The following is an 18,331-nucleotide window of genomic DNA, read 5'->3' on the forward strand; positions in this document are numbered from 1 at the left end:
ATGCGCCCGCACCGCTTCCACGGCGGCCTCAGGCTGGATGGCCACAAGGCCGAATCCACGGCCGGTGGACTGCATCGCGCGGCGATGCCGGCGCAGTTGCGGGTGTCCCTGCTGCAGCACGCCGGCTACCCGGCCGAACCCTGCGTGGCCGAGGGCCAGCACGTCCTGCGCGGCCAGCGGATCGGCATCGCCGGGCAGGCGCCCGGGGTGGATGTGCATTCGCCCTGCGCCGGCCGGGTGCTGGCGCTGGCCGAGGAAGAGGCGCCGCAGTGGCCGGGCATGCGGGCGATGCACGTGGTGATCCGCCCCGAGCCACCACACGACACCGTGCGGCTGCCGGCGCTGGACTGGTCGCGGGCCAAACCGGAGGAGTTGCGCGCCCGCGTCCGGGAAGCCGGACTGGCCGGTCTCGGCGGCGCCGGATTCCCCACCGCTGACAAGCTGGCGGCCGGGCGCGACCTGCTGATTCTCAACGGTGCCGAATGCGAACCCTGGATCGCCTGCGACGACGCCTTGCTGCGGGCGCATGCCGACGAAGTGGTGCTGGGCGGCCGCATGCTGGCCCGGGCCGTCGGCGCCGGACGCATCCGGCTGGCGATCGAGGACAGCATGCCGGCGGCACTCGCCGCCTGCCGCGAGGCCATCGCCCGGCACGGAGAGGCGCAGGTCGAACTGGTCGTGGTGCCGACGATCTATCCGGAGGGCGGCGAGCGCCAGCTGATCCAGGCCCTGACCGGACTGGAAGTGCCACGCGGCGGCCTGCCGCGCGACCTCGGCGTGATCGTGCTCAACGTCGGCACCGCCCGGGCTGCCTGGCGGGCGGTCGCGCAGGGCGAGCCGCTGGTCGAGCGCATCGTCACCGTCACCGGTGCCGGGGTGGTGCGCCCCGGCAACTACGTCGTGCCGCTGGGCATGACCGTGGCCCAGCTGGTGGCCCAGGCCGGCGGCTACACGGCGGACGCCGCCCGGCTGCTGCTGGGCGGACCGATGATGGGCATTGCCCTGCCCCACGACGATGTCCCGCTCGGCAAGACCCACAACTGCGTGTTGGTGCTGTCGACCGCACAGCTGCCGGACGCGGCGCCGGAGATGCCCTGCATCCGCTGTGGCGACTGTGCCGAGGTCTGCCCCTCGCGGCTGCTGCCGCAGATGCTGTTGCGGCAGGTGCGGGCGCAGCAGTTCGCCGCCGCCGAGGAGCAGGGCCTGCCCGATTGCATCGAGTGCGGCTGCTGCGATCTGGTCTGCCCCAGCCACATCCCCCTGACCGCGCATTTCCGCCACGGCAAGGCGGAACTGCGCCGACATGCCGACGAGGCGGTGGCGGCGCAGGCCGCCCGCGAACGATACGAGGCGCGCGGACGGCGGCTGGCCCGCGAGGCGGCCGAACGGGAGCGTCGCCTGGCCGCACGCAAGGCCGCCACCAGCGCCGATGCGGTGGCGGCAGCGATCGAACGGGCGCGTGTCCGCAAGGCCGAGAGAACCGGGGACGATCCGCCATGAGGCGCTTCGACACCGCTCCGGCGCCGCACATGGCGCCGCGCCGCGACGTCCGTACCGTCATGGGTCTGGTCCTGCTGGCGCTGCTGCCGGGCGCGCTGGCGCACGGCTGGTTCTTCGGCCCGGGCATCGCCTTGCAGATCGTCCTGGCGACCGCCTTCGCGCTTGCCTTCGAGGCCTTGGCGCTGCGCTTGCGCGGGAAGCCGCTGCGACCCTTCCTCAGCGACCTGAGCGCGCCGCTGACCGCAGTACTGTTCGCCTTGTGCCTGCCGCCGCTGGCGCCGTGGTGGATCGCCGCCATCGGCATGGCGGCGGCGATCCTGCTGGCCAAGCACCTGTACGGCGGTCTGGGGCACAACCTGTTCAACCCGGCCATGGTCGGCCTGGCGGTGGCGATCCTGTGTTTTCCACGCGAGTTCACCCAGTGGCTGCCGCCGCGCGGACTGGAAGGCGCGGTGCCGCCCGGCCTCGGTGACAGCCTGCGCGCGGTGTTCACCGGCGAACTGCCGCCGCCCTGGCATTGGGACGGGCTGGCCCAGGCCACGCCGCTGGACACCGTGCGCAACCTGGCCCGACAGGGGGCCACCTTGTCGGAGATCCGCGGGCAATCGCTGTTCGGCGATTTCGGCGGCCGCGGCTGGGAATGGATCGCCAATTTCTACGCCATCGGCGGCCTGTTCCTGCTCTGGAAGCGGGTCATTCCCTGGCAGGTACCAGCCGCTACCCTGGGCACGACGGTGCTGCTGAGCCTTCCCTTCTGGGCCCTGGATCCGGATTTGCATCCCTTTCCGCTACAGCATGTGTTCTCCGGCGGCCTGATGCTGGCGGCGTTTTTCATCGCCACCGACCCGGTCAGCGGCTGCACGACGCCCCGCGGCCGCCTGCTGTTCGGCGCCGGCGTGGCGGTGCTGACGCTCGCCATCCGGCGCTGGGGTGGCTACCCCGACGGAGTGGCCTTCGCCGTGCTGCTGATGAACTGCGCCGCGCCGTGGCTGGACCTGCACACCCGGCCGCGCATCCTGGGCGAGGGCCGGCGATGAGCGGCGGCGCCCGCCAGGCCGCGCTCTCGGCGCTGCGTCTGGGCGGCATCGCCGTGCTGGCGGTGGCGCTGCTGGCAGGCGTGCACCACCTGGCCCGCGGGCCGATCGCCGAGGCGGAGCGGCAAGCCGCCCTGCAGGCCCTGGCCCTGGTGATGCCGGCCGACCGGTACGACAACGACCTGCTGGCCGACCGCGTGCAGGTACGGGCGCCCGCCTGGCTGGGCCTCGACGCCGCCAGCGTCCACCGTGCCCGCCTGGCCGGGCGGGCCAATGGCCTGGTGCTGGAGGCGAACGCGCCGGACGGGTACGCCGGCGACATCCGCCTGCTGGTTGGCGTCGATGCCGAAGGAAGGGTGCTGGGCGTGCGGGTGACCGAGCACCGCGAAACCCCCGGCCTGGGGGATGGCGTCGAGCCGCGCCGCAGCAACTGGATCGCCCGTTTCGCCGGCCGTTCGCTTGGCGACCCGCCGGCCGATCGCTGGGCTGTGCGCCGCGACGGTGGCGACTTCGATCAGTTCGCCGGCGCTACCGTGACCCCGCGCGCCGTGGTGAACGCAGTGCGCCGCACACTGCAGTTCGTCCGCAGGCACGGGCCGGCGCTAATGGCGGCGGAATCCGGCGCTACACTGCGCTTCGACGACGCCCCCGAACCGGGCACCGGCACCGAGCGCGATACACGATGAATGCCCCCAGCCCCCGCAGCATCCTCGAATACGGCCTGGCCAGCGGCAACGCCGGCCTGGTGCAGCTGCTGGGCCTCTGCCCGCTGCTGGCGGTCAGCAACAACGCCGTCAACGCCCTCGGCCTCGGCCTGGCCACCCTACTGGCGGTGACTGCCACCAACACCGTGATCTCGCTGTTGCGGCACTGGACCGGGCGGGAAGTGCGCATCCCGACCTTCGTGATGGTGATCGCCGCCGTCGTCACTGCCATCGAATTGACCTTTCGCGCCTGGCTGCCGGGACTGTACGCGGTGCTTGGCCTGTTCATCCCGCTGATCGTCACCAACTGCGCGCTGATGGGCCGGGCCGAGGCCTTCGCATCCCGGCACGACCCGTTCCGGGCGGCCCTGGACGGATTCGCCATCGGCCTGGGCTTCCTGGGTGTGCTGTTGCTGATCGGCGCCATGCGCGAACTGCTGGGCGAAGGCAGCCTCTTCGCCGGCGCCGGCGACCTGCTGCACCTGCCCTGGCTGGAGGTACGCGGCGGCGACTATCCCGGCTTCCTGGTGGCGGTGCTGCCCATGGGCGCCTTCCTCGCCCTGGCCGTGCTGATCGCCCTGCGCCAGGCCTGGCGCCTGCGCCACGGGGTGGCGGCATGAAGCCGGCGCAGCGGCGCGAGCTGTTCGCGCGCCTGGCCGAACTCAACCCCAAACCCACCACCGAACTGGAGTATTCCACCCCCTTCGAGCTGCTGGTGGCGGTGATCCTGTCGGCCCAGGCCACCGACGTCGGCGTCAACAAGGCCACGCGCCGGCTGTTTCCGGTGGCCAACACGCCCGAGACCATGCTGGCGTTGGGCGAGGACGGGCTGAAGGAATACATCTCCAGCATCGGCCTGTTCAATGCCAAGGCCGCCAACATCATCGCCACCTGCCGCATCCTGCTGGAGAAACACCACGGTGAGGTACCACGCGACCGCGCCGCCCTGGAAGCCCTGCCCGGGGTCGGCCGCAAGACGGCCAATGTGGTACTCAACACGGCCTTCGGCGAGCCGACCATCGCGGTGGACACGCACATCTTCCGGGTCGCCAACCGCACCGGGCTGGCGCCGGGCAAGACCGTGCGCGCGGTCGAGGACAAGCTGATGAAGGTGGTGCCGCCGGAGTATCTGCAGGACGCGCATCACTGGCTGATCCTGCACGGCCGTTACGTCTGCAAGGCGCGCAAGCCCGATTGCCCCAACTGCGTCATCCGCGATCTTTGCGCCTACCGCGCCAAGGTCGGGCGCACGCGGCAAAGAAAACCCCCGGGCCGTAAGACCCGGGGGTGATGGGGATCCGGGGCGGATCAGAAGCTGAACTGCGTGCGGATCGCGTACTGGGCCGGCTCGTCGCCGGTCAGTTCGTTCTCGCCCTGGGTGTAGTTGAACATCACCCGCAGGTTCGGGTTGACGTAGTAGTTCATGCCGAGGATCCAAGCATTGGCGGCGACGTCGGCCAGGTCCTTGTTCTCGATGTAGTCGTAGCGTGCGGTCAGTTCCCACAGACCGGTGCCGGCGACCTTGGGCGAACCGAACACGCCGTTGCCGCCCTTGTAGACCTTGCGGCCGCCGTTGAGCATCAGGCTGCCCTGCACGTACCAGGCTTCGACGTCCTGGTCCGGGCCCAGCGGCTGGCCGAAGGTGGCGTTGGCGTACTCGGCCTGGGCGAAGAAAGGACCGGCCATGCCGGCCAGTTCCAGGCCGTAGGCATCCACCTGGTTGGCCGAGGCGCCGGTGGTGGTGGCGATGGTCAGGCTGGGGCCGCGGCGGCCGGCGTAGCTGGCCGACGCCCTCAGGTCGGCCGAGCCCTCGTTGGCATTCTCGTGGCTGTACCAGGCGCCCAGGTGCAGGACTTCGGTGCCGCTCATGATCGGCGCCCAGGTGGCGCGGCCGGCGAAACCCATGCCCTCGTTGCGCGGGCCGGTGGCGCCGCGCAGGTTGAACACCGACAGGCCGGCGCTGCGGTTGCTGCCCGAGTACAGGTAGCCCACGCCCTGCTGGAACTGGCGGCCGCTGAACAGCCCGGTGGCGGAGGCGAACGGGCGCTCCATCATCAGGATCTCATTGGAGCTGGTCAGCTCCTCCATCGACCGGTAGGGCTTGAAGTGACCGATGAACAGCTTGCCCGGACCGAGGCCCCTGGCGATGTACAGGTCGCGCAGGCCGTCGAGGTTGGTGCCGGCGGCGAAGTCCTGCTCCATCTTGTATTCCCAGCCCAGAGCGGAGCCGGACAGGGTCAGGCGGGCACGGCGGAACTCGGTAGTGCCGGTGTGCGAGTTCAGGTCGTCGTCGAAGGCGTAACCGTCGAAATGCAGACGTCCACCGACCTGCATCGAGAACTGGCCGTCGGGCGAGGTCACCTTCAGGCCGCCCTTGGTCTCGACCTTGGGATTGTTGGCCTGCACGGCCTTCAAGGCCTCGGCGTTGTCGATATTGATGGCAGACTGGGCCTCGTCGCGGGCTTCCAGTTCGTCGATGCGGTTCATCAGCGCGGCGACCTGGGCTTTGAGCTCGGCGATCTCGGCGTCGGTCGCCCGGGCATTGCCGTCCTGTGCGGCCGCGATGTCCGGGCCGAGGCCGGCGAGCAGGGCCGCCAGGGCGGCGGCCAGCGGGGTCAAACGCATGTCATGGACTCCTGTTGGTATGAATGCGGCGAGACAGCAGGACCGGGGTCCGGCCCCTCCCCGGGCTCGCCGCGGGTGGTTCGGGCGGCCACAAGGCTGCCCCGTTTGCATGACGGAAGCTTGAGCGTTACGTGACAACCGCGTGACAGCCGGCCGGAACGCCCGATGACCCCTGTCACACGGGTGTCATGTTCGGGAAACAAGCTTGTCACCGGGTCGGCCTGTAATGGCCCGGCGCCGGGGGTCCTCCCCCGGGGTCGCATCCATCCACCCGAGGAGTGTTCCCGTGCTCAAGTCCCTCAAGCGCAGCCTGGCCACCGTCGCCCTGGCCGCCGGCCTCACCACCACCGCCCAGGCGGCCGAGATCACCGGCGCCGGCGCGTCCTTCGTGTTCCCGGCCATGTCCCGCTGGTCGGCCGACTACAACGCCGCCACCGGCCACCGCATCAACTACCAGTCGATCGGCTCGGGCGGCGGCATCGCCCAGATCAAGGCCAACACCGTGGATTTCGGTTCGTCCGACGCGCCGCTGAAGCCGGAGGACCTGGCTCAGAGCAGCCTGGTGCAGTTCCCGTCGGTGATGGGCGGCATCGTGCCGGCCTTCAACGTGCCGGGCATCGCCGCCAACCAGCTGCGCCTGGACGGCCCGACCCTGGCCGACATCTACCTGGGCAAGATCACCACCTGGAATGATCCGGCCATCGCCGCCCTCAACCCGGGCCTGGCCCTGCCGGCAATGCGCATCACCGTCGTGCACCGTTCGGACGGTTCCGGCACCACCTTCAACTTCGTCAACTACCTGTCCAAGGTCTCGCCGGAATGGAAGGAGAAGGTCGGCGAAGGCACCTCGGTACGTTGGCCGACCGGCGTCGGCGGCAAGGGCAACGAGGGCGTGACCGCCTACGTCAAGCAGATCAAGGGCGCGATCGGCTACATCGAGCTGTCCTATGCCCTCACCAACAAGGTGCCCTACGCCCAGTTGCGCAATGCCGACGGCCAGTTCGTCCAGGCCAGCAACGCCTCGATCCAGGCCGCGGCCGCCAGCGCCCGCTGGACCGACAGCAAGGACTTCTACCTGGTGCTGACCAATGCCCCGGGCGCCGAGTCCTGGCCGATCGCCGCCACCAACTTCATCCTGATGTCCAAGAAGCCGAAGAACGCCGAGGGCAACCGCCAGGCCCGCGAGTTCTTCAACTGGGTCTACGAGAATGGCGACCAGGCCGCCGCCGACCTCGGCTACGTGCCGCTGCCGGACGAGCTGGTGGCCCAGATCAAGGCCTACTGGGCCGCCAACTTCAAGTAATGCGTTGAACAAGGCGGGTCCGCGCGCCAGTATGGCGCGCGGACTTCGCTTTGAAGGAGCCAGCCGGAACCCGCCATGTCCACGGAAATCGCCGCCCCCGCCGAACGCTCGCATCGCTTCGACGCCTTTGCCGACTGGCTGTTCCGCAACATCGTCACGATCGCCGGCTGGTTCGTGTTGATCGCCCTGGCCGCCGCCGCCTTCTCCATGTACTGGGGCGGGCGCGAGGCCTTCGAACAGTTCGGCCTGGGCTTCCTGTGGTCGCAGGACTGGGACCCGGTGCGCGAGCAATACGGCGCCCTGGTGCCGATCTACGGCACCGTCGTCTCGACCCTGATCGCGATGATCATCGCCGTGCCGGTCAGCTTCGGCATCGCCCTGTTCCTGACCGAGGTGGCGCCGACCTGGATCCGGCAGCCGCTCGGATCGGCCATCGAGCTGCTGGCCGGCATTCCCTCCATCATCTACGGCATGTGGGGCCTGTTCGTGCTGGCGCCGTTCCTGGCGGAGCACGTCTACCCGCGCATTGACGAAAACCTCGGCAGCTGGCCGATCATAGGCCCGCTGTTCTCCGGCCCGCCCCTGGGCATCGGCATGCTGACCGCCGGCATCGTGCTGGCGATCATGATCATTCCATTCATCTCCTCGGTCATGCGCGACGTGTTCATGACCGTACCCAACCGGCTGAAGGAATCCGCTTACGCTCTGGGCAGCACCACCACGGAGGTGGTTTGGGACATCGTCCTGCCCTACACCCGCTCGGCGGTGATCGGCGGCATCTTCCTGGGCATGGGCCGGGCCCTGGGCGAGACCATGGCGGTCACCTTCGTGCTGGGCAACTCCCACCACATCAATGCCTCCTTGCTGATGCCCGGCAACTCCATCGCCGCCAGCATCGCCAACGAATTCGCCGAGGCCACGACGCCGATGTACCAGTCGGCCCTGCTGGCCCTTGGCTTCGTGCTGTTCATCGTCACCTTCATCGTGCTGGCCATCGCCAAATTGATGCTGATGCAGCTCAGGAAGCGGGAGGGCAACTGATGAACAGCGTTTCCGAACGCCTGTATCTGCGCCGGCGCCTGGTCAACGCCGTCTCCCTGCTGCTGTCCGCTGCGGCAGCGGTGTTCGGGTTGTTCTGGCTGATCTGGATACTGTGGACGACGATCAGCAAGGGCGTGGACGCGATGAGCCTGCAGCTGTTCACCGAAATGACGCCGCCGCCAGGAACCGACACCGGCGGCCTGAAGAACGCCATCGTCGGCAGCGTCATGCTTAGCGGCCTGGCCATCCTGCTTGGCGCTCCGGTCGGCATCGCCGCTGGCACCTTCCTGGCCGAATTCGCCCGTGACAGCAAACTGGGCAACGCGATCCGGTTCGTCAACGACATCCTGCTGTCGGCGCCGTCCATCGTGCTGGGCCTGTTCGTCTACGCGGTGATCGTGCGGCCGTCCGGCAGCTTCTCCGGTTATGCCGGCGCCGTGGCCATGGCTTTCATCGTGCTGCCGGTAGTGGTGCGCACCACCGACGAAATGCTGAAGCTGGTGCCCAGCCAGATGCGTGAAGCGGCGCTATCCCTGGGCATACCGCAGTGGAAGGTCACCACCCAGGTGCTGTACCGGGCGGCGCTGCCGGGCATCATCACCGGCGTCCTGCTTGCCCTGGCCCGCATCGCCGGCGAGACCGCGCCGCTGCTGTTCACCGCCTTCAACAACCAGTACTGGAATACCGACATGTCCGGCGCCATGCCCAACCTGCCGGTGACCATCTTCCAGTTCGCGATGAGCCCCTTCGAATACTGGAACCAGCTGGCCTGGGCCGGCGCTTTCCTGATCACGGTGTTCGTGCTGATCGTCAGCCTGGGCGCCCGCTTCCTCCTGCTGCGCAAGAAGATGAACCATGACTGACGTCTCCATCTCCATCGCCACGTCCGTACCCCAGGCCAGCCAGGCCGCAGTGCCCAGCCGGGTGAAGCTGGCGGCGCGCAACCTGGCCTTTCACTATGGCGACTTCGCCGCGCTCAGGGACATCAATCTGGAGGTGCCGGAGAAGCGGGTGACCGCCCTGATCGGCCCTTCGGGCTGCGGCAAGTCCACCCTGCTGCGCATCTTCAACCGGATCTATTCGATCTACCCGGGCCAGCGTGCCAGCGGCGAGGTGCTGCTGGACGGCGAGAACGTGCTCGACCCGAAGTACCCGCTCAACAAGCTACGCAGCAAGATCGGCATGGTGTTCCAGAAGCCGGTGCCGTTCCCGATGTCCATCTACGACAACATCGCCTACGGCATCGGCCACTACGAGAAGCTGTCGCGCCAGCGCATGGACGAGCGGGTCGAGGAGGCGCTGCGCCAGGCGGCGCTATGGGACGAGGTCAAGGACAAGCTCAGGCAGAGCGCGCTTGGCCTCTCCGGCGGCCAGCAGCAGCGCCTGTGCATCGCCCGTGCCGTGGCCCTGCGCCCGGAGGTGATCCTGTTCGACGAGCCTACTTCTGCCCTGGACCCGATCGCCACCGGCAAGATCGAACAGCTGATCGCCGAGCTCAAGCAGCAGTTCACCATCCTGATCGTCACCCACAACATGCAGCAGGCGGCCCGCTGCTCCGATTTCACCGCCTTCATGTACCTGGGCGAGCTGGTCGAGCACGGCCCCACCGCCACCATCTTCACCAAGCCCTCGAAACAGCAGACCGAGGACTACATCACCGGCCGCTTCGGCTGAGGTTCCCCGCCATGACCGAGCACATCGTCAAGAGTTTCGACACCGAACTGCAGCGCCTCGACGGCGAGATCCAGCGCATGGGCGAGATCGCCGTGGCCCAGCTGGAGGCGGCCATGGACGTGTTGCAGCGCCGCGACAGCCAGGCCGCGCAGCGGGTGGTCGCCAACGACGACGCCATCGACGCCCTGGAGCACGAGGTCGGCCACGACGTGCTGCAATTGCTGGCGCTGCGCCAGCCCATGGCACGCGACCTGCGCGAGGTTTACGCCGCCTTGCGCATCTCCTCGGACATCGAGCGGATCGGCGATTACGCCGCCAACGTGGCCAAGCGCAGCATGGTGCTGAACCAGATGCCGGTGGTGCCGGCAGGGCGCGGCCTGCCGGCGCTGGCCAGGCTGGCCGGCAGCCTGGTCTCGGAGGCGCTGGAAGCCTACCGCCTGCGCGACGCCGACCGGGCCATGGCCGTGCGCGGCCGCGACGCCGAGCTGGACGCCGAATACACCGGCCTGTTCCGCGAGCTGCTGACCTACATGGCCGAGGATCCGCGCCAGATCACCGCCTGCACCCACCTGTTGTTCATCGCCAAGAACATCGAGCGGATCGGCGACCATGCCACCAACATCGCCGAGAACACCTGGTTCCTGGTGCACGGCGAGCCGCCGGCGACCGAGCGCGAGAAGCGCGACCGCACTTCCGAGCAGGCCTGAACCCGGCAGGCGGCCCGGCGCGGGCGCGCGTCGGGCGGCGTGCGCCTGAGCGGCCCGCGTGGCACCCGCGCCAGGCCGCCAGTGCGGCTCGCCCCGCGGGCAGACGATCCTCTATCCTTCCGTCCTGGTTCCAGCAATCACCAGGAGGCCGGCATGAAGATCCGCAGCGACAGCTTCCGCGACGGCGATCCGATTCCGCGCCGTTGCGCCATGGGAACGCCCGAGGGCTTTGGCGGCAACCGCAACCCGCATCTGGCCTGGTCGGAGGTCCCGGCCGGTACCCGCTCCTTCGCCCTGATCTGCGTGGACGAAGATGTGCCGACCGTGGCCGGGATGGTCGGCAAGCCGGGCGTGGAGATCCCGGCCGAGCAGCCGCGAACCGAGTTCATCCACTGGGTGATGGCCGATATCCCGGCCAGCGTCGGCGAGATCGCCGAGGGTGCCTGCAGCGATGGCGTCACCCTCCGCGGCAAGGCCGATCCGCCCGGCCCTGCCGGCGCCCGCCAGGGCAGCAACGACTACGTAGGCTGGTTCAGCGGCGATCCGGACATGTCCGGCGACTGGCCGGGCTACGACGGCCCCTACCCGCCCGGCAACGACCTGCGCCTGCACCGCTATTTCTTCCGGCTGTACGCCCTGGACGTCGAGCGCCTGAACCTGCCCGAGCGCTTCACCGCCGCCGACGTGCGCCGGGCCATGCAGGGGCATGTCCTGGCGGAGGCCGCCATCCACGGCACCTATTCCCTGCATCCCGGCCTGCACAAGGCCGTCTAGGCCCGTTTCCGCGCCGGTCCGGGGCCGCCCCGGACCGGGACTTCGATCTCGGCCGTGCCCGGCCCCGGCGGGTATAATCCCGCCTGCTGTACTCCCCGGCGGGAGAAGCGGGCCAGGCCCGCTGCCGAAGGCGCAACGCCCGTAATCGCTCAGGCCCACGTACCGCCGGCCGAGAAAACTCTGGAGAGACCGGCACCGCCGGCGCCGAAGGGGCATGGGTCCAGGCCCAAAACTCTCAGGCAAAAGGACAGAGGGGCGCCCACGTGCGGCACGCACGCGCCCCGCCCTGCCCGGACCCGCCATGACCCGCGAAAGCCTGCGCCAGCTCGAGCACCACGACGCCTTCATCGAACGCCACATCGGCCCGAACGAGACCGAAATCGCCCACATGCTGGGCGTCCTGGGCTTCGACAGCCTCGACGCCTTCACCGATGCCATCGTCCCGGCCAGCATCAAGCCGACCGGCGGACTGGCCCTGCCGGGTCCCCTGAGCGAAGAGGAGGCGCTGGCCCGCATCCGCGCCATCGCGGCGAAGAACCGGGTGTTCCGCAGCTTCATCGGCCAGGGCTACTACGGCACCCACACGCCAAAGGTCATCCTGCGCAACATCCTCGAGAACCCGGCCTGGTACACCGCCTACACGCCCTACCAGGCGGAGATCTCCCAGGGCCGCATGGAGGCGCTGATCAATTTCCAGCAGATGTGCGCCGACCTGACCGGCATGGAGATCGCCAACGCCTCCCTGCTGGACGAGGCCACTGCCGCCGCCGAGGCCATGACCCTGGCCAGGCGCGCCGGCAAGTCGAAGTCCAACCTGTTCGCCGTCTCCGCCGGCGTGCATCCGCAGACACTGGAAGTGCTGCGCACCCGTGCCGAACCGCTTGGGATCGAGGTCAGGCCGGCGGCCGACGCCGAGCTGGCCGGGCTGGATGCTTTCGCAGTGCTGCTGCAGTACCCCGATACCTTCGGCAAGGCCAACGACTATCGCGCCTTGGCCGGGGCCGTGCATGCCCGCGGCGGCCTGGTCGCCGTGGCCACCGACCTGCTGGCCCTGACCCTGCTGGCGCCCCCCGGCGAATGGGGCGCCGACATCGTGATCGGCAACAGCCAGCGCTTCGGCGTTCCGTTCGGCTTCGGCGGCCCGCATGCCGCCTTCATGGCCTGCCGCGACGCCTTCAAGCGGCAGATGCCGGGCCGCCTGATCGGTGTCTCGGTGGATGCCGAGGGCCGGCCCGCCTACCGTCTGACCCTGCAGACCCGCGAACAGCACATCCGCCGCGAGAAGGCTACGTCCAACATCTGCACGGCCCAGGTGCTGCTGGCAGTGATGGCTTCGATGTACGCGGTCTACCATGGCCCCGAAGGCCTGAGGCGGATCGCCCGCCGCACCCACCGCCTCGCCGCCCTCCTGGCGGCGGCCCTGCGCCGGACGGGCGTCGAGGTCGGCGGCGACTTCTTCGACACCCTGCACGTGACCGGCGTCGACGCCGAGGCCGTGCACGCGCGCGCGCGCGCCGCCGGCATCAACCTGCGCCGGCTCGACGGCCGCAGCCTGGGCATTGCCCTGGACGAAACCACCACCCGCGAGGACGTGATGGCCCTGGCCGACCTGTTCGGCGCCCGCATCGAGGACCTGGACGCGCTCGACGCGGCCACCCCGGACGCCCTCCCGGCGGGGCTGTTGCGCCGCTCGCCCTACCTGCAGCATCCGGTGTTCAACACCCACCACAGCGAGCACGAACTGCTGCGCTACATGCGCTCGCTGGCCGACAAGGACCTGGCCCTGGACCGCACGATGATCCCGCTGGGTTCGTGCACCATGAAACTCAACGCCACCGCCGAGATGATCCCGGTGACCTGGCCGGAGTTCGCCCTGATCCATCCACTGGCGCCGGCCGACCAGACCGAGGGTTATCGGCAGTTGGTGGCCGAACTCGAGGCCATGCTGGTGGACATCACCGGCTACGATGCGGTCAGTTTCCAGCCCAACTCCGGCGCCCAGGGCGAATACGCCGGCTTGCTGGCCATCCGCGCCTACCACCGCGCCAATGGCCAGCCGCAACGCGACGTTTGCCTGATCCCGGAATCGGCGCACGGCACCAACCCGGCCTCGGCGCAGATGTGCGGCATGACCGTGGTGGTGACCCGGTGCGATGGCAACGGCAACGTGGACGTCGAGGACATCCGCCGCAACGCCGAGAAGTACAGCGACCGGCTGGCGGCGATCATGATGACCTACCCGTCCACCCACGGCGTGTTCGAGGAGGACGTGGTGGAGATCTGCGAGATCGTCCACGCGCACGGCGGCCAGGTTTACACCGACGGCGCCAATCTCAACGCCCTGGTCGGCCTGGCCAAACCGGGCAAGTGGGGTTCGGACGTCTCGCACCTGAACCTACACAAGACCTTCTGCATCCCGCACGGCGGCGGCGGCCCGGGGGTCGGGCCGGTCGCGGTCAAGGCGCACCTGGCGCCGTTCCTGCCCCGTACCGGTCCGCAGTCGCCGGAACAGGGGGGGCGGGGCGTCGGCATGGTCAGCGCCGCCGCCTTCGGCAGCGCCAGCATCCTGCCGATCAGCTGGATGTACATCGCCCTGATGGGCGCCACCGGCCTGCGCCGCGCCACCCAGGTGGCGATGCTCAGCGCCAATTACCTGGCACGCCGGCTGCAAGCGCATTACCCGACCCTGTACAGCGGCCGCAACGGCCTGGTGGCTCACGAGTGCATCCTGGACCTGCGGCCGATCAAGGACGCCACCGGCGTATCCGCCGAGGACGTGGCCAAGCGCCTGATCGATTTCGGCTTCCATGCCCCGACCCTGAGCTTCCCGGTGGCCGGCACGCTTATGGTCGAGCCGACCGAGTCGGAGTCGCTGCATGAGCTGGACCGCTTCATAGACGCCATGATCCAGATCCGCAACGAAATCCGCGCCATCGAGGAAGGCAAGCTGGACCGCGAGGACAACCCGCTGAAGAATGCGCCGCATACCGCCGCCGGCGTCAGCGCCAGCGAGTGGACCCACGCCTACCCGCGCGAACTGGCCGCGTTCCCGCTGCCCAGCCTGCGGCAGCAGAAATACTGGCCGCCGGTGGCGCGGGTGGACAACGTCTACGGCGACAAGAACGTGTTCTGCGCCTGCATCCCGGTGGACGCCTACAAGGAGCCGGTCGAGGCCTGAGAACGGCGGGCCGCGCGGCGCAGCCGCGCGGCCATGTCGCGGACGGCAGTCGCCAACTCCGGCGGTTCGAGCACCTCGAAGTCCACGCCCAGCACCGCCAGGTGCGCGGCGAGATACTCCGGCCGGTTGGCGCCGGTCTCCAGCAGGCAACGGCCGCCGCCCCACTCCTGCAGGCGTCCGGCGAAGGCCGGCACCAGGTCAGCCAGCTCCGTCCTCGACGCGTGCAACAGCACCCGCGCCTTCAGCCGGTACATCTCCACCGCCACCGAGCGCGCCACGTAGTCGGCCGCCTTGCCGCCCGGAATGCGCCGCGGCAGGAAGCGGGGTCCCGGTTCCGGCCCGCTGACGATGCGGTCGACCCGGAATGTGCGCCAGTCGCGGCGACCGAGATCCCAGGCCAGCAGATACCAGCGCGCTTCCGTGCAGACCACGGCATGCGGCTCGACCTCACGCCGCTGCTGCCGACCGCTCCGGTCGCGGTAGTCGAAAGACAGCCTGTGCAGGTCGCGGCAGGCGGTGGCCAGCGCCATCAGGCGATCGTGCGGTACTTGCGGGCCTACCGGGGCGACCGGCTGCAAGGCATCGTGCAGGCCGCGCAATCGGCTGCGAAGCCGGGCCGGGATCACCTGCTCGAGCTTGGCCAGCGCCCGCAACGTCGCCTCGCCGGAACCGCCGACCGGCCCGGCCGCCGCCTGGCGCAGGCCGACCGCGACCGCCAGGAACTCGTCCTCGTCCAGCAACAGCGGTGGCAAGGCGCTGCCGGCCGCCAACTCGTAGCCGCCGCCCGGACCGCCGTCGGACCGCACCGGATACCCCAGCTGGCGCAGACGGTCCACGTCGCGTCGCACCGTGCGCGGCGTGACCTCCAGCCGCTCGGCCAGCTCGCCGCCGGGCCAGTGCCGGCGCGATTGCAACAGGGAAAGCAGACGCAGCAATCGGGAGGAAGCCGCCATGCCCGGCATGATGCCGCAAATGGAGGACCAAATCCGTCCTCGGTTGTCGCTAGCCTGCGCTCCGGTCCCACCGCCCCGGAGCCCTGCATGAACCTGACCCTCTACGCCTCGCCCATGTCCAGCGCCACGCCGGTGGTTCACGCCCTGACCGAGCTGGAGGTGGATTGCGAGATCGTCATCCTCGACCTCAAGGCCGGCGAGCAGAAGCGGCCGGACTACCTGGCCATCAATCCGCACGGCGTGGTACCCACCCTGGTGGTGGACGGCACGCCACTGTTCGAATCGGCCGCCATCCTGCAATGGCTGGGCGAGCACTACGGCGTGCAGCGCGGCCTGTGGCCGGCAGCGGGCACGCCGGCGCGGCTCGAAGCTCTGTCCTGGAGCACCTGGGCCTACGTCAGCTACGGCATGCTGGTCAATGCCCTGAATTTCGCCCAGAGCCCGAACGTGGACGCGCGCCTGCACCATGCACCGCTGGCGGAAGAGATCCGGCGCCGGCTGGCGCGGGCGCTGGATCCCCTGGAGGCCAGGCTGGCCGCGCAGGCCTGGCTGCTGGGCGAACGCTACTCCCTGCTGGACCTGATCGTCGGCAGCGTGCTGACCCACGGCACCTACTGCGGCGCTTCGGTGCAGCGCCATCCGCGCGTGGCCGACTGGCTGGGCCGGTTCGCGCAGCGGCCGGTCCTGGCCCGCACCTGGGCCTGAACCGGCGGATTCGGCCGGTTTCCCGGGGGAAAATGCCGGGAATTCGTGTCGGCCGAACTTGCACCCGCGGCGCATATTGCCGAGGATGGGTGTCCGCTCGCTGGTCTCGAGGAGCCAAGATGCATGCCATCCACGGCGATCACGCCGGTCTTCCGCGTTGTTCCGATACGGTTGCCCGACGGGGAACGTCCGCCCTTCCGGTGCTGGCCGAGCTGCATTCCGGCCTGCAACACATCCGCATCGTCCGCCATCCCGCCTTCGGCGGGCAGCTCTACCTCGACGGGGACCTGCAGATCTCCGAGTCCGACACCGCCTATGGCGTGGCCATGACCAGCCCGTTGCTGGGCATGGAGCGGCTGGAGCGCGTGGCCATCCTCGGCGGCGGCGATGGCGGCGTGCTGCAGGAACTGCTGCGCAGCCTCGAGCCGCTGGGGAAACTGCCGCGCGAGCTGTACCTGATCGAGATGGACGCCCAGGTGATTCGGCTGAGCCGGGAACACCTGCCGGCGGTCTGCGGCGACGCCTTCGACAGTCCAAACGTGCGCGTGATCACCGGCGATGCCTTCGACTGGATCGCCCAGGCCCATGATCTGGACGCGGTGATCTACGACCTGACCATGGACCCCCTGCGCGAAGGCCAGAGCCGCTCGGCTTTCATCACCGGCATCATCGCCGGGATCGGCCAGGCCCTGCGCCCGGGTGGCCTGCTGAGCATGCAGTGCTGCGGCCACGGCCTGCACGATCCGCGCGACCGGTCGTTGCGACGGGAAGTGCTGCCCCTGATACACGTGGCCATCGACCGGCACTTCGCCGGCCGCTGCGAGCAGGACGTGCTGATTCCCTCCTACCGCGATCTCTGGACCTTCCTGAGCGCGCGCAAGGCCGGCTGAACCGCGCTCATACGGCCGCGATCGCCGCACCCACCGCCAGCATCCCGAACACGACCCAGAGCGGATTCAGCCGGGCCTGCAGCACGGCCAGGCCCGCCAGCACCAGCGCCGCGTCCGACCACCCGCGCACGCCCTCCGACAGCACCGGGTCGACGAAGGCAGCGGCCAGCAAGCCGACGACGGCGGCGTTGATACCGGCCACCGCCGCCGCCACGCCAATGCAGCGGCCGGCGCGCGACCACCAGGGCAGCACCGCCGCCATCAACAGCAAGCCCGGCAGGAAGATCGCCGCCAGGGCGATGCCCGCGTTCGCCCAGGCCGGCGCGCCGGTAGGCACCAGTGCCCCGAGGTAGGCCGAGAGGGTGAACATCGGCCCCGGTACTGCCTGGGCGGCGCCGTACCCGGCCAGGAAACGCTCATGCGACAACCAGCCGGGCTCCACTACCGAGGCTTCCAGCAGCGGCAACACCACATGGCCGCCACCGAAGACCAGGCTGCCGGCACCGTAGAACGCCGCCGCCAGCCGGGCCGGGCTGGGCTCGCCGGCGTCCGGCCACTGCGAGGCCACCAGGCCCAGTACGAACAGCGACAGCAGGGGCCAGGCCAGGCCGCCCCGGTAACGCGGTTCCAGGGCCGCCAAGAGCGGCGCGGGGCCGTTCCGACAGCACAGCCAGCCAGCCGCGGCGCCACCCGCGATCACCGCGAGCTGCGCCCAGGCACTGCCGGTCAGCAACACGCCGGCCATGGCCAGCACCGCCAAGCACCGTCGTCGCCCGTCCGGCGCCAGGCTCCGGGCCATGCCGGCAAGGGCGTGGCCCACGACGACGACGGCCACCAGTTTCAGGCCATGCACCAGGGCCGGCTGCGCCATCAGGCCTGGCGCCCACGCCGCCAGGGCGAACATCAGCAAGGCCGAAGGCAGGGTGAAACCGGCGAAGGCCGCCAGGCCGCCCCGCCAGCCCGCCCGGACCAGGCCGATGGCGAAGCCCAGTTGGCTGCTGGCCGGCCCCGGCAGCATCTGCGCCGCCGCCAGCAACTGCGCGAATTCCTCCTCCCGCAGCCAGCGACGGCGCCGCACGAAGGCCTCGTGGAAATAGCCCACGTGGGCCACCGGCCCGCCGAACGAACTCAGGCCCAGGCGGAGGAAAACCAGGAAGACCTCGGTGGCCATGGCCGCGCAGTGTATCCGCAGGACCCGCAGGCGCCGGTGTCACACTGCTGCCACATGATTCGATGATTCTGG

17 protein-coding genes and 2 riboswitches are annotated in these 18,331 nt (G+C 69.7%); of the genes, 14 read left to right on the forward strand and 3 right to left on the reverse strand.

The annotated features are described in order from the left end of the window. Genes rsxC through nth form a run of 5 tightly spaced genes read left to right on the forward strand, consistent with a single transcriptional unit; the run spans nucleotide 1 to nucleotide 4,529 of the window. A complete protein-coding gene (rsxC, locus tag F0415_RS03570) occupies nucleotides 1-1,500 on the forward strand; it encodes an electron transport complex subunit RsxC (RefSeq protein ID WP_149859816.1) in 1,500 nt (499 codons plus the stop codon). Further along, the gene (locus tag F0415_RS03575; protein WP_149859817.1) at nucleotides 1,497-2,537 is read left to right on the forward strand and encodes an RnfABCDGE type electron transport complex subunit D; all 1,041 of its coding nucleotides are present in this window, start codon (nucleotides 1,497-1,499) and stop codon (nucleotides 2,535-2,537) included. The genes rsxC and F0415_RS03575 overlap by 4 nt, the downstream gene beginning before the upstream one ends. Next, entirely contained in the window at nucleotides 2,534-3,220 is a 687-nt protein-coding gene (rsxG, locus tag F0415_RS03580) for an electron transport complex subunit RsxG (RefSeq protein WP_149859818.1), read from the forward strand. Before F0415_RS03575 ends, rsxG begins: the two co-directional genes overlap by 4 nt. After that, complete coding sequence (rsxE, locus tag F0415_RS03585; RefSeq protein ID WP_149859819.1) at nucleotides 3,217-3,858, forward strand: electron transport complex subunit RsxE; 642 nt, start codon at nucleotides 3,217-3,219, stop codon at nucleotides 3,856-3,858. Before rsxG ends, rsxE begins: the two co-directional genes overlap by 4 nt. Then, complete coding sequence (nth, locus tag F0415_RS03590; protein WP_149859820.1) at nucleotides 3,855-4,529, forward strand: endonuclease III; 675 nt, start codon at nucleotides 3,855-3,857, stop codon at nucleotides 4,527-4,529. Before rsxE ends, nth begins: the two co-directional genes overlap by 4 nt. Nucleotides 4,530-4,546: 17 nt before the next feature. Here the strand turns inward: nth and F0415_RS03595 are convergent, their stop codons facing one another. Continuing rightward, nucleotides 4,547-5,863: an OprO/OprP family phosphate-selective porin gene (locus F0415_RS03595; RefSeq protein WP_188310274.1), complete on the reverse strand. Its 1,317-nt coding sequence runs from the start codon at nucleotides 5,861-5,863 to the stop codon at nucleotides 4,547-4,549. Between the two features lie 286 nt (nucleotides 5,864-6,149). Here F0415_RS03595 and pstS point away from each other — a divergent pair, with 286 nt between their 5' ends. From pstS to gcvP, 7 genes are all read left to right on the forward strand, one after another. Beyond that, on the forward strand, nucleotides 6,150-7,166 hold the full coding sequence (pstS, locus tag F0415_RS03600) for a phosphate ABC transporter substrate-binding protein PstS (RefSeq protein ID WP_246149843.1): 1,017 nt from the start codon (nucleotides 6,150-6,152) through the stop codon (nucleotides 7,164-7,166). A 75-nt stretch (nucleotides 7,167-7,241) separates the two neighbouring features. Continuing rightward, a complete protein-coding gene (gene pstC, locus F0415_RS03605) occupies nucleotides 7,242-8,207 on the forward strand; it encodes a phosphate ABC transporter permease subunit PstC (RefSeq protein ID WP_149859823.1) in 966 nt (321 codons plus the stop codon). Continuing rightward, on the forward strand, nucleotides 8,207-9,070 hold the full coding sequence (gene pstA / locus F0415_RS03610; protein ID WP_149859824.1) for a phosphate ABC transporter permease PstA: 864 nt from the start codon (nucleotides 8,207-8,209) through the stop codon (nucleotides 9,068-9,070). Before pstC ends, pstA begins: the two co-directional genes overlap by 1 nt. After that, on the forward strand, nucleotides 9,063-9,881 hold the full coding sequence (gene pstB, locus F0415_RS03615) for a phosphate ABC transporter ATP-binding protein PstB (RefSeq protein WP_149859825.1): 819 nt from the start codon (nucleotides 9,063-9,065) through the stop codon (nucleotides 9,879-9,881). Before pstA ends, pstB begins: the two co-directional genes overlap by 8 nt. Nucleotides 9,882-9,892: 11 nt before the next feature. Further along, nucleotides 9,893-10,588 carry a phosphate signaling complex protein PhoU gene (gene phoU / locus F0415_RS03620; protein WP_149859826.1) on the forward strand — a complete coding sequence of 232 codons (696 nt, stop codon included), beginning with the start codon at nucleotides 9,893-9,895 and terminating at the stop codon, nucleotides 10,586-10,588. Between the two features lie 153 nt (nucleotides 10,589-10,741). Further along, nucleotides 10,742-11,362, forward strand: coding sequence for a YbhB/YbcL family Raf kinase inhibitor-like protein (locus tag F0415_RS03625; RefSeq protein ID WP_149859827.1), 621 nt, complete (start codon nucleotides 10,742-10,744; stop codon nucleotides 11,360-11,362). An 89-nt stretch (nucleotides 11,363-11,451) separates the two neighbouring features. Further along, a riboswitch (glycine riboswitch) is annotated at nucleotides 11,452-11,537 on the forward strand. 3 nt (nucleotides 11,538-11,540) lie between these two features. Continuing rightward, a riboswitch (glycine riboswitch) is annotated at nucleotides 11,541-11,615 on the forward strand. 48 nt (nucleotides 11,616-11,663) lie between these two features. Continuing rightward, nucleotides 11,664-14,540 (forward strand): aminomethyl-transferring glycine dehydrogenase, encoded by a 2,877-nt coding sequence (gene gcvP / locus F0415_RS03630; protein ID WP_149859828.1) that lies wholly within the window; start codon nucleotides 11,664-11,666, stop codon nucleotides 14,538-14,540. Here the strand turns inward: gcvP and F0415_RS03635 are convergent. Further along, nucleotides 14,516-15,493, reverse strand: coding sequence for a helix-turn-helix transcriptional regulator (locus F0415_RS03635; protein WP_149859829.1), 978 nt, complete (start codon nucleotides 15,491-15,493; stop codon nucleotides 14,516-14,518). The two genes, gcvP and F0415_RS03635, sit on opposite strands and share 25 nt — an antisense overlap. A gap of 87 nt (nucleotides 15,494-15,580) precedes the next feature. Here F0415_RS03635 and F0415_RS03640 point away from each other — a divergent pair, with 87 nt between their 5' ends. Together F0415_RS03640 and F0415_RS03645 are read left to right on the forward strand one after the other, a co-directional pair. Continuing rightward, a complete protein-coding gene (locus tag F0415_RS03640; RefSeq protein WP_149859830.1) occupies nucleotides 15,581-16,198 on the forward strand; it encodes a glutathione S-transferase family protein in 618 nt (205 codons plus the stop codon). A gap of 119 nt (nucleotides 16,199-16,317) precedes the next feature. Then, a complete protein-coding gene (locus F0415_RS03645) occupies nucleotides 16,318-17,088 on the forward strand; it encodes a spermine/spermidine synthase domain-containing protein (protein ID WP_149859831.1) in 771 nt (256 codons plus the stop codon). Nucleotides 17,089-17,095: 7 nt separating this feature from the next. On the opposite strand, the gene chrA is transcribed toward F0415_RS03645, so the two are convergent. Further along, nucleotides 17,096-18,259: a chromate efflux transporter gene (chrA, locus tag F0415_RS03650; RefSeq protein WP_149859832.1), complete on the reverse strand. Its 1,164-nt coding sequence runs from the start codon at nucleotides 18,257-18,259 to the stop codon at nucleotides 17,096-17,098. Nucleotides 18,260-18,331: the final 72 nt, after the last annotated feature.

Source organism: Arenimonas fontis (genome assembly GCF_008386465.1).
Classification (GTDB): Bacteria; Pseudomonadota; Gammaproteobacteria; order Xanthomonadales; family Xanthomonadaceae; genus Arenimonas; species Arenimonas fontis.

Excerpts from the sequence above, each read along its gene's own strand:
- rsxC (WP_149859816.1), top strand. The coding sequence starts at position 1 with ATGCGCCCGCACCGCTTCCACGGCGGCCTCAGGCTGGATGGCCACAAG.
- F0415_RS03575 (WP_149859817.1), top strand. The coding sequence starts at position 1,497 with ATGAGGCGCTTCGACACCGCTCCGGCGCCGCACATGGCGCCGCGCCGC.
- rsxG (WP_149859818.1), top strand. The coding sequence starts at position 2,534 with ATGAGCGGCGGCGCCCGCCAGGCCGCGCTCTCGGCGCTGCGTCTGGGC.
- rsxE (WP_149859819.1), top strand. The coding sequence starts at position 3,217 with ATGAATGCCCCCAGCCCCCGCAGCATCCTCGAATACGGCCTGGCCAGC.
- nth (WP_149859820.1), top strand. The coding sequence starts at position 3,855 with ATGAAGCCGGCGCAGCGGCGCGAGCTGTTCGCGCGCCTGGCCGAACTC.
- F0415_RS03595 (WP_188310274.1), bottom strand. The coding sequence starts at position 5,863 with ATGCGTTTGACCCCGCTGGCCGCCGCCCTGGCGGCCCTGCTCGCCGGC.
- pstC (WP_149859823.1), top strand. The coding sequence starts at position 7,242 with ATGTCCACGGAAATCGCCGCCCCCGCCGAACGCTCGCATCGCTTCGAC.
- pstA (WP_149859824.1), top strand. The coding sequence starts at position 8,207 with ATGAACAGCGTTTCCGAACGCCTGTATCTGCGCCGGCGCCTGGTCAAC.
- pstB (WP_149859825.1), top strand. The coding sequence starts at position 9,063 with ATGACTGACGTCTCCATCTCCATCGCCACGTCCGTACCCCAGGCCAGC.
- phoU (WP_149859826.1), top strand. The coding sequence starts at position 9,893 with ATGACCGAGCACATCGTCAAGAGTTTCGACACCGAACTGCAGCGCCTC.
- F0415_RS03625 (WP_149859827.1), top strand. The coding sequence starts at position 10,742 with ATGAAGATCCGCAGCGACAGCTTCCGCGACGGCGATCCGATTCCGCGC.
- gcvP (WP_149859828.1), top strand. The coding sequence starts at position 11,664 with ATGACCCGCGAAAGCCTGCGCCAGCTCGAGCACCACGACGCCTTCATC.
- F0415_RS03635 (WP_149859829.1), bottom strand. The coding sequence starts at position 15,493 with ATGGCGGCTTCCTCCCGATTGCTGCGTCTGCTTTCCCTGTTGCAATCG.
- F0415_RS03640 (WP_149859830.1), top strand. The coding sequence starts at position 15,581 with ATGAACCTGACCCTCTACGCCTCGCCCATGTCCAGCGCCACGCCGGTG.
- F0415_RS03645 (WP_149859831.1), top strand. The coding sequence starts at position 16,318 with ATGCATGCCATCCACGGCGATCACGCCGGTCTTCCGCGTTGTTCCGAT.
- chrA (WP_149859832.1), bottom strand. The coding sequence starts at position 18,259 with ATGGCCACCGAGGTCTTCCTGGTTTTCCTCCGCCTGGGCCTGAGTTCG.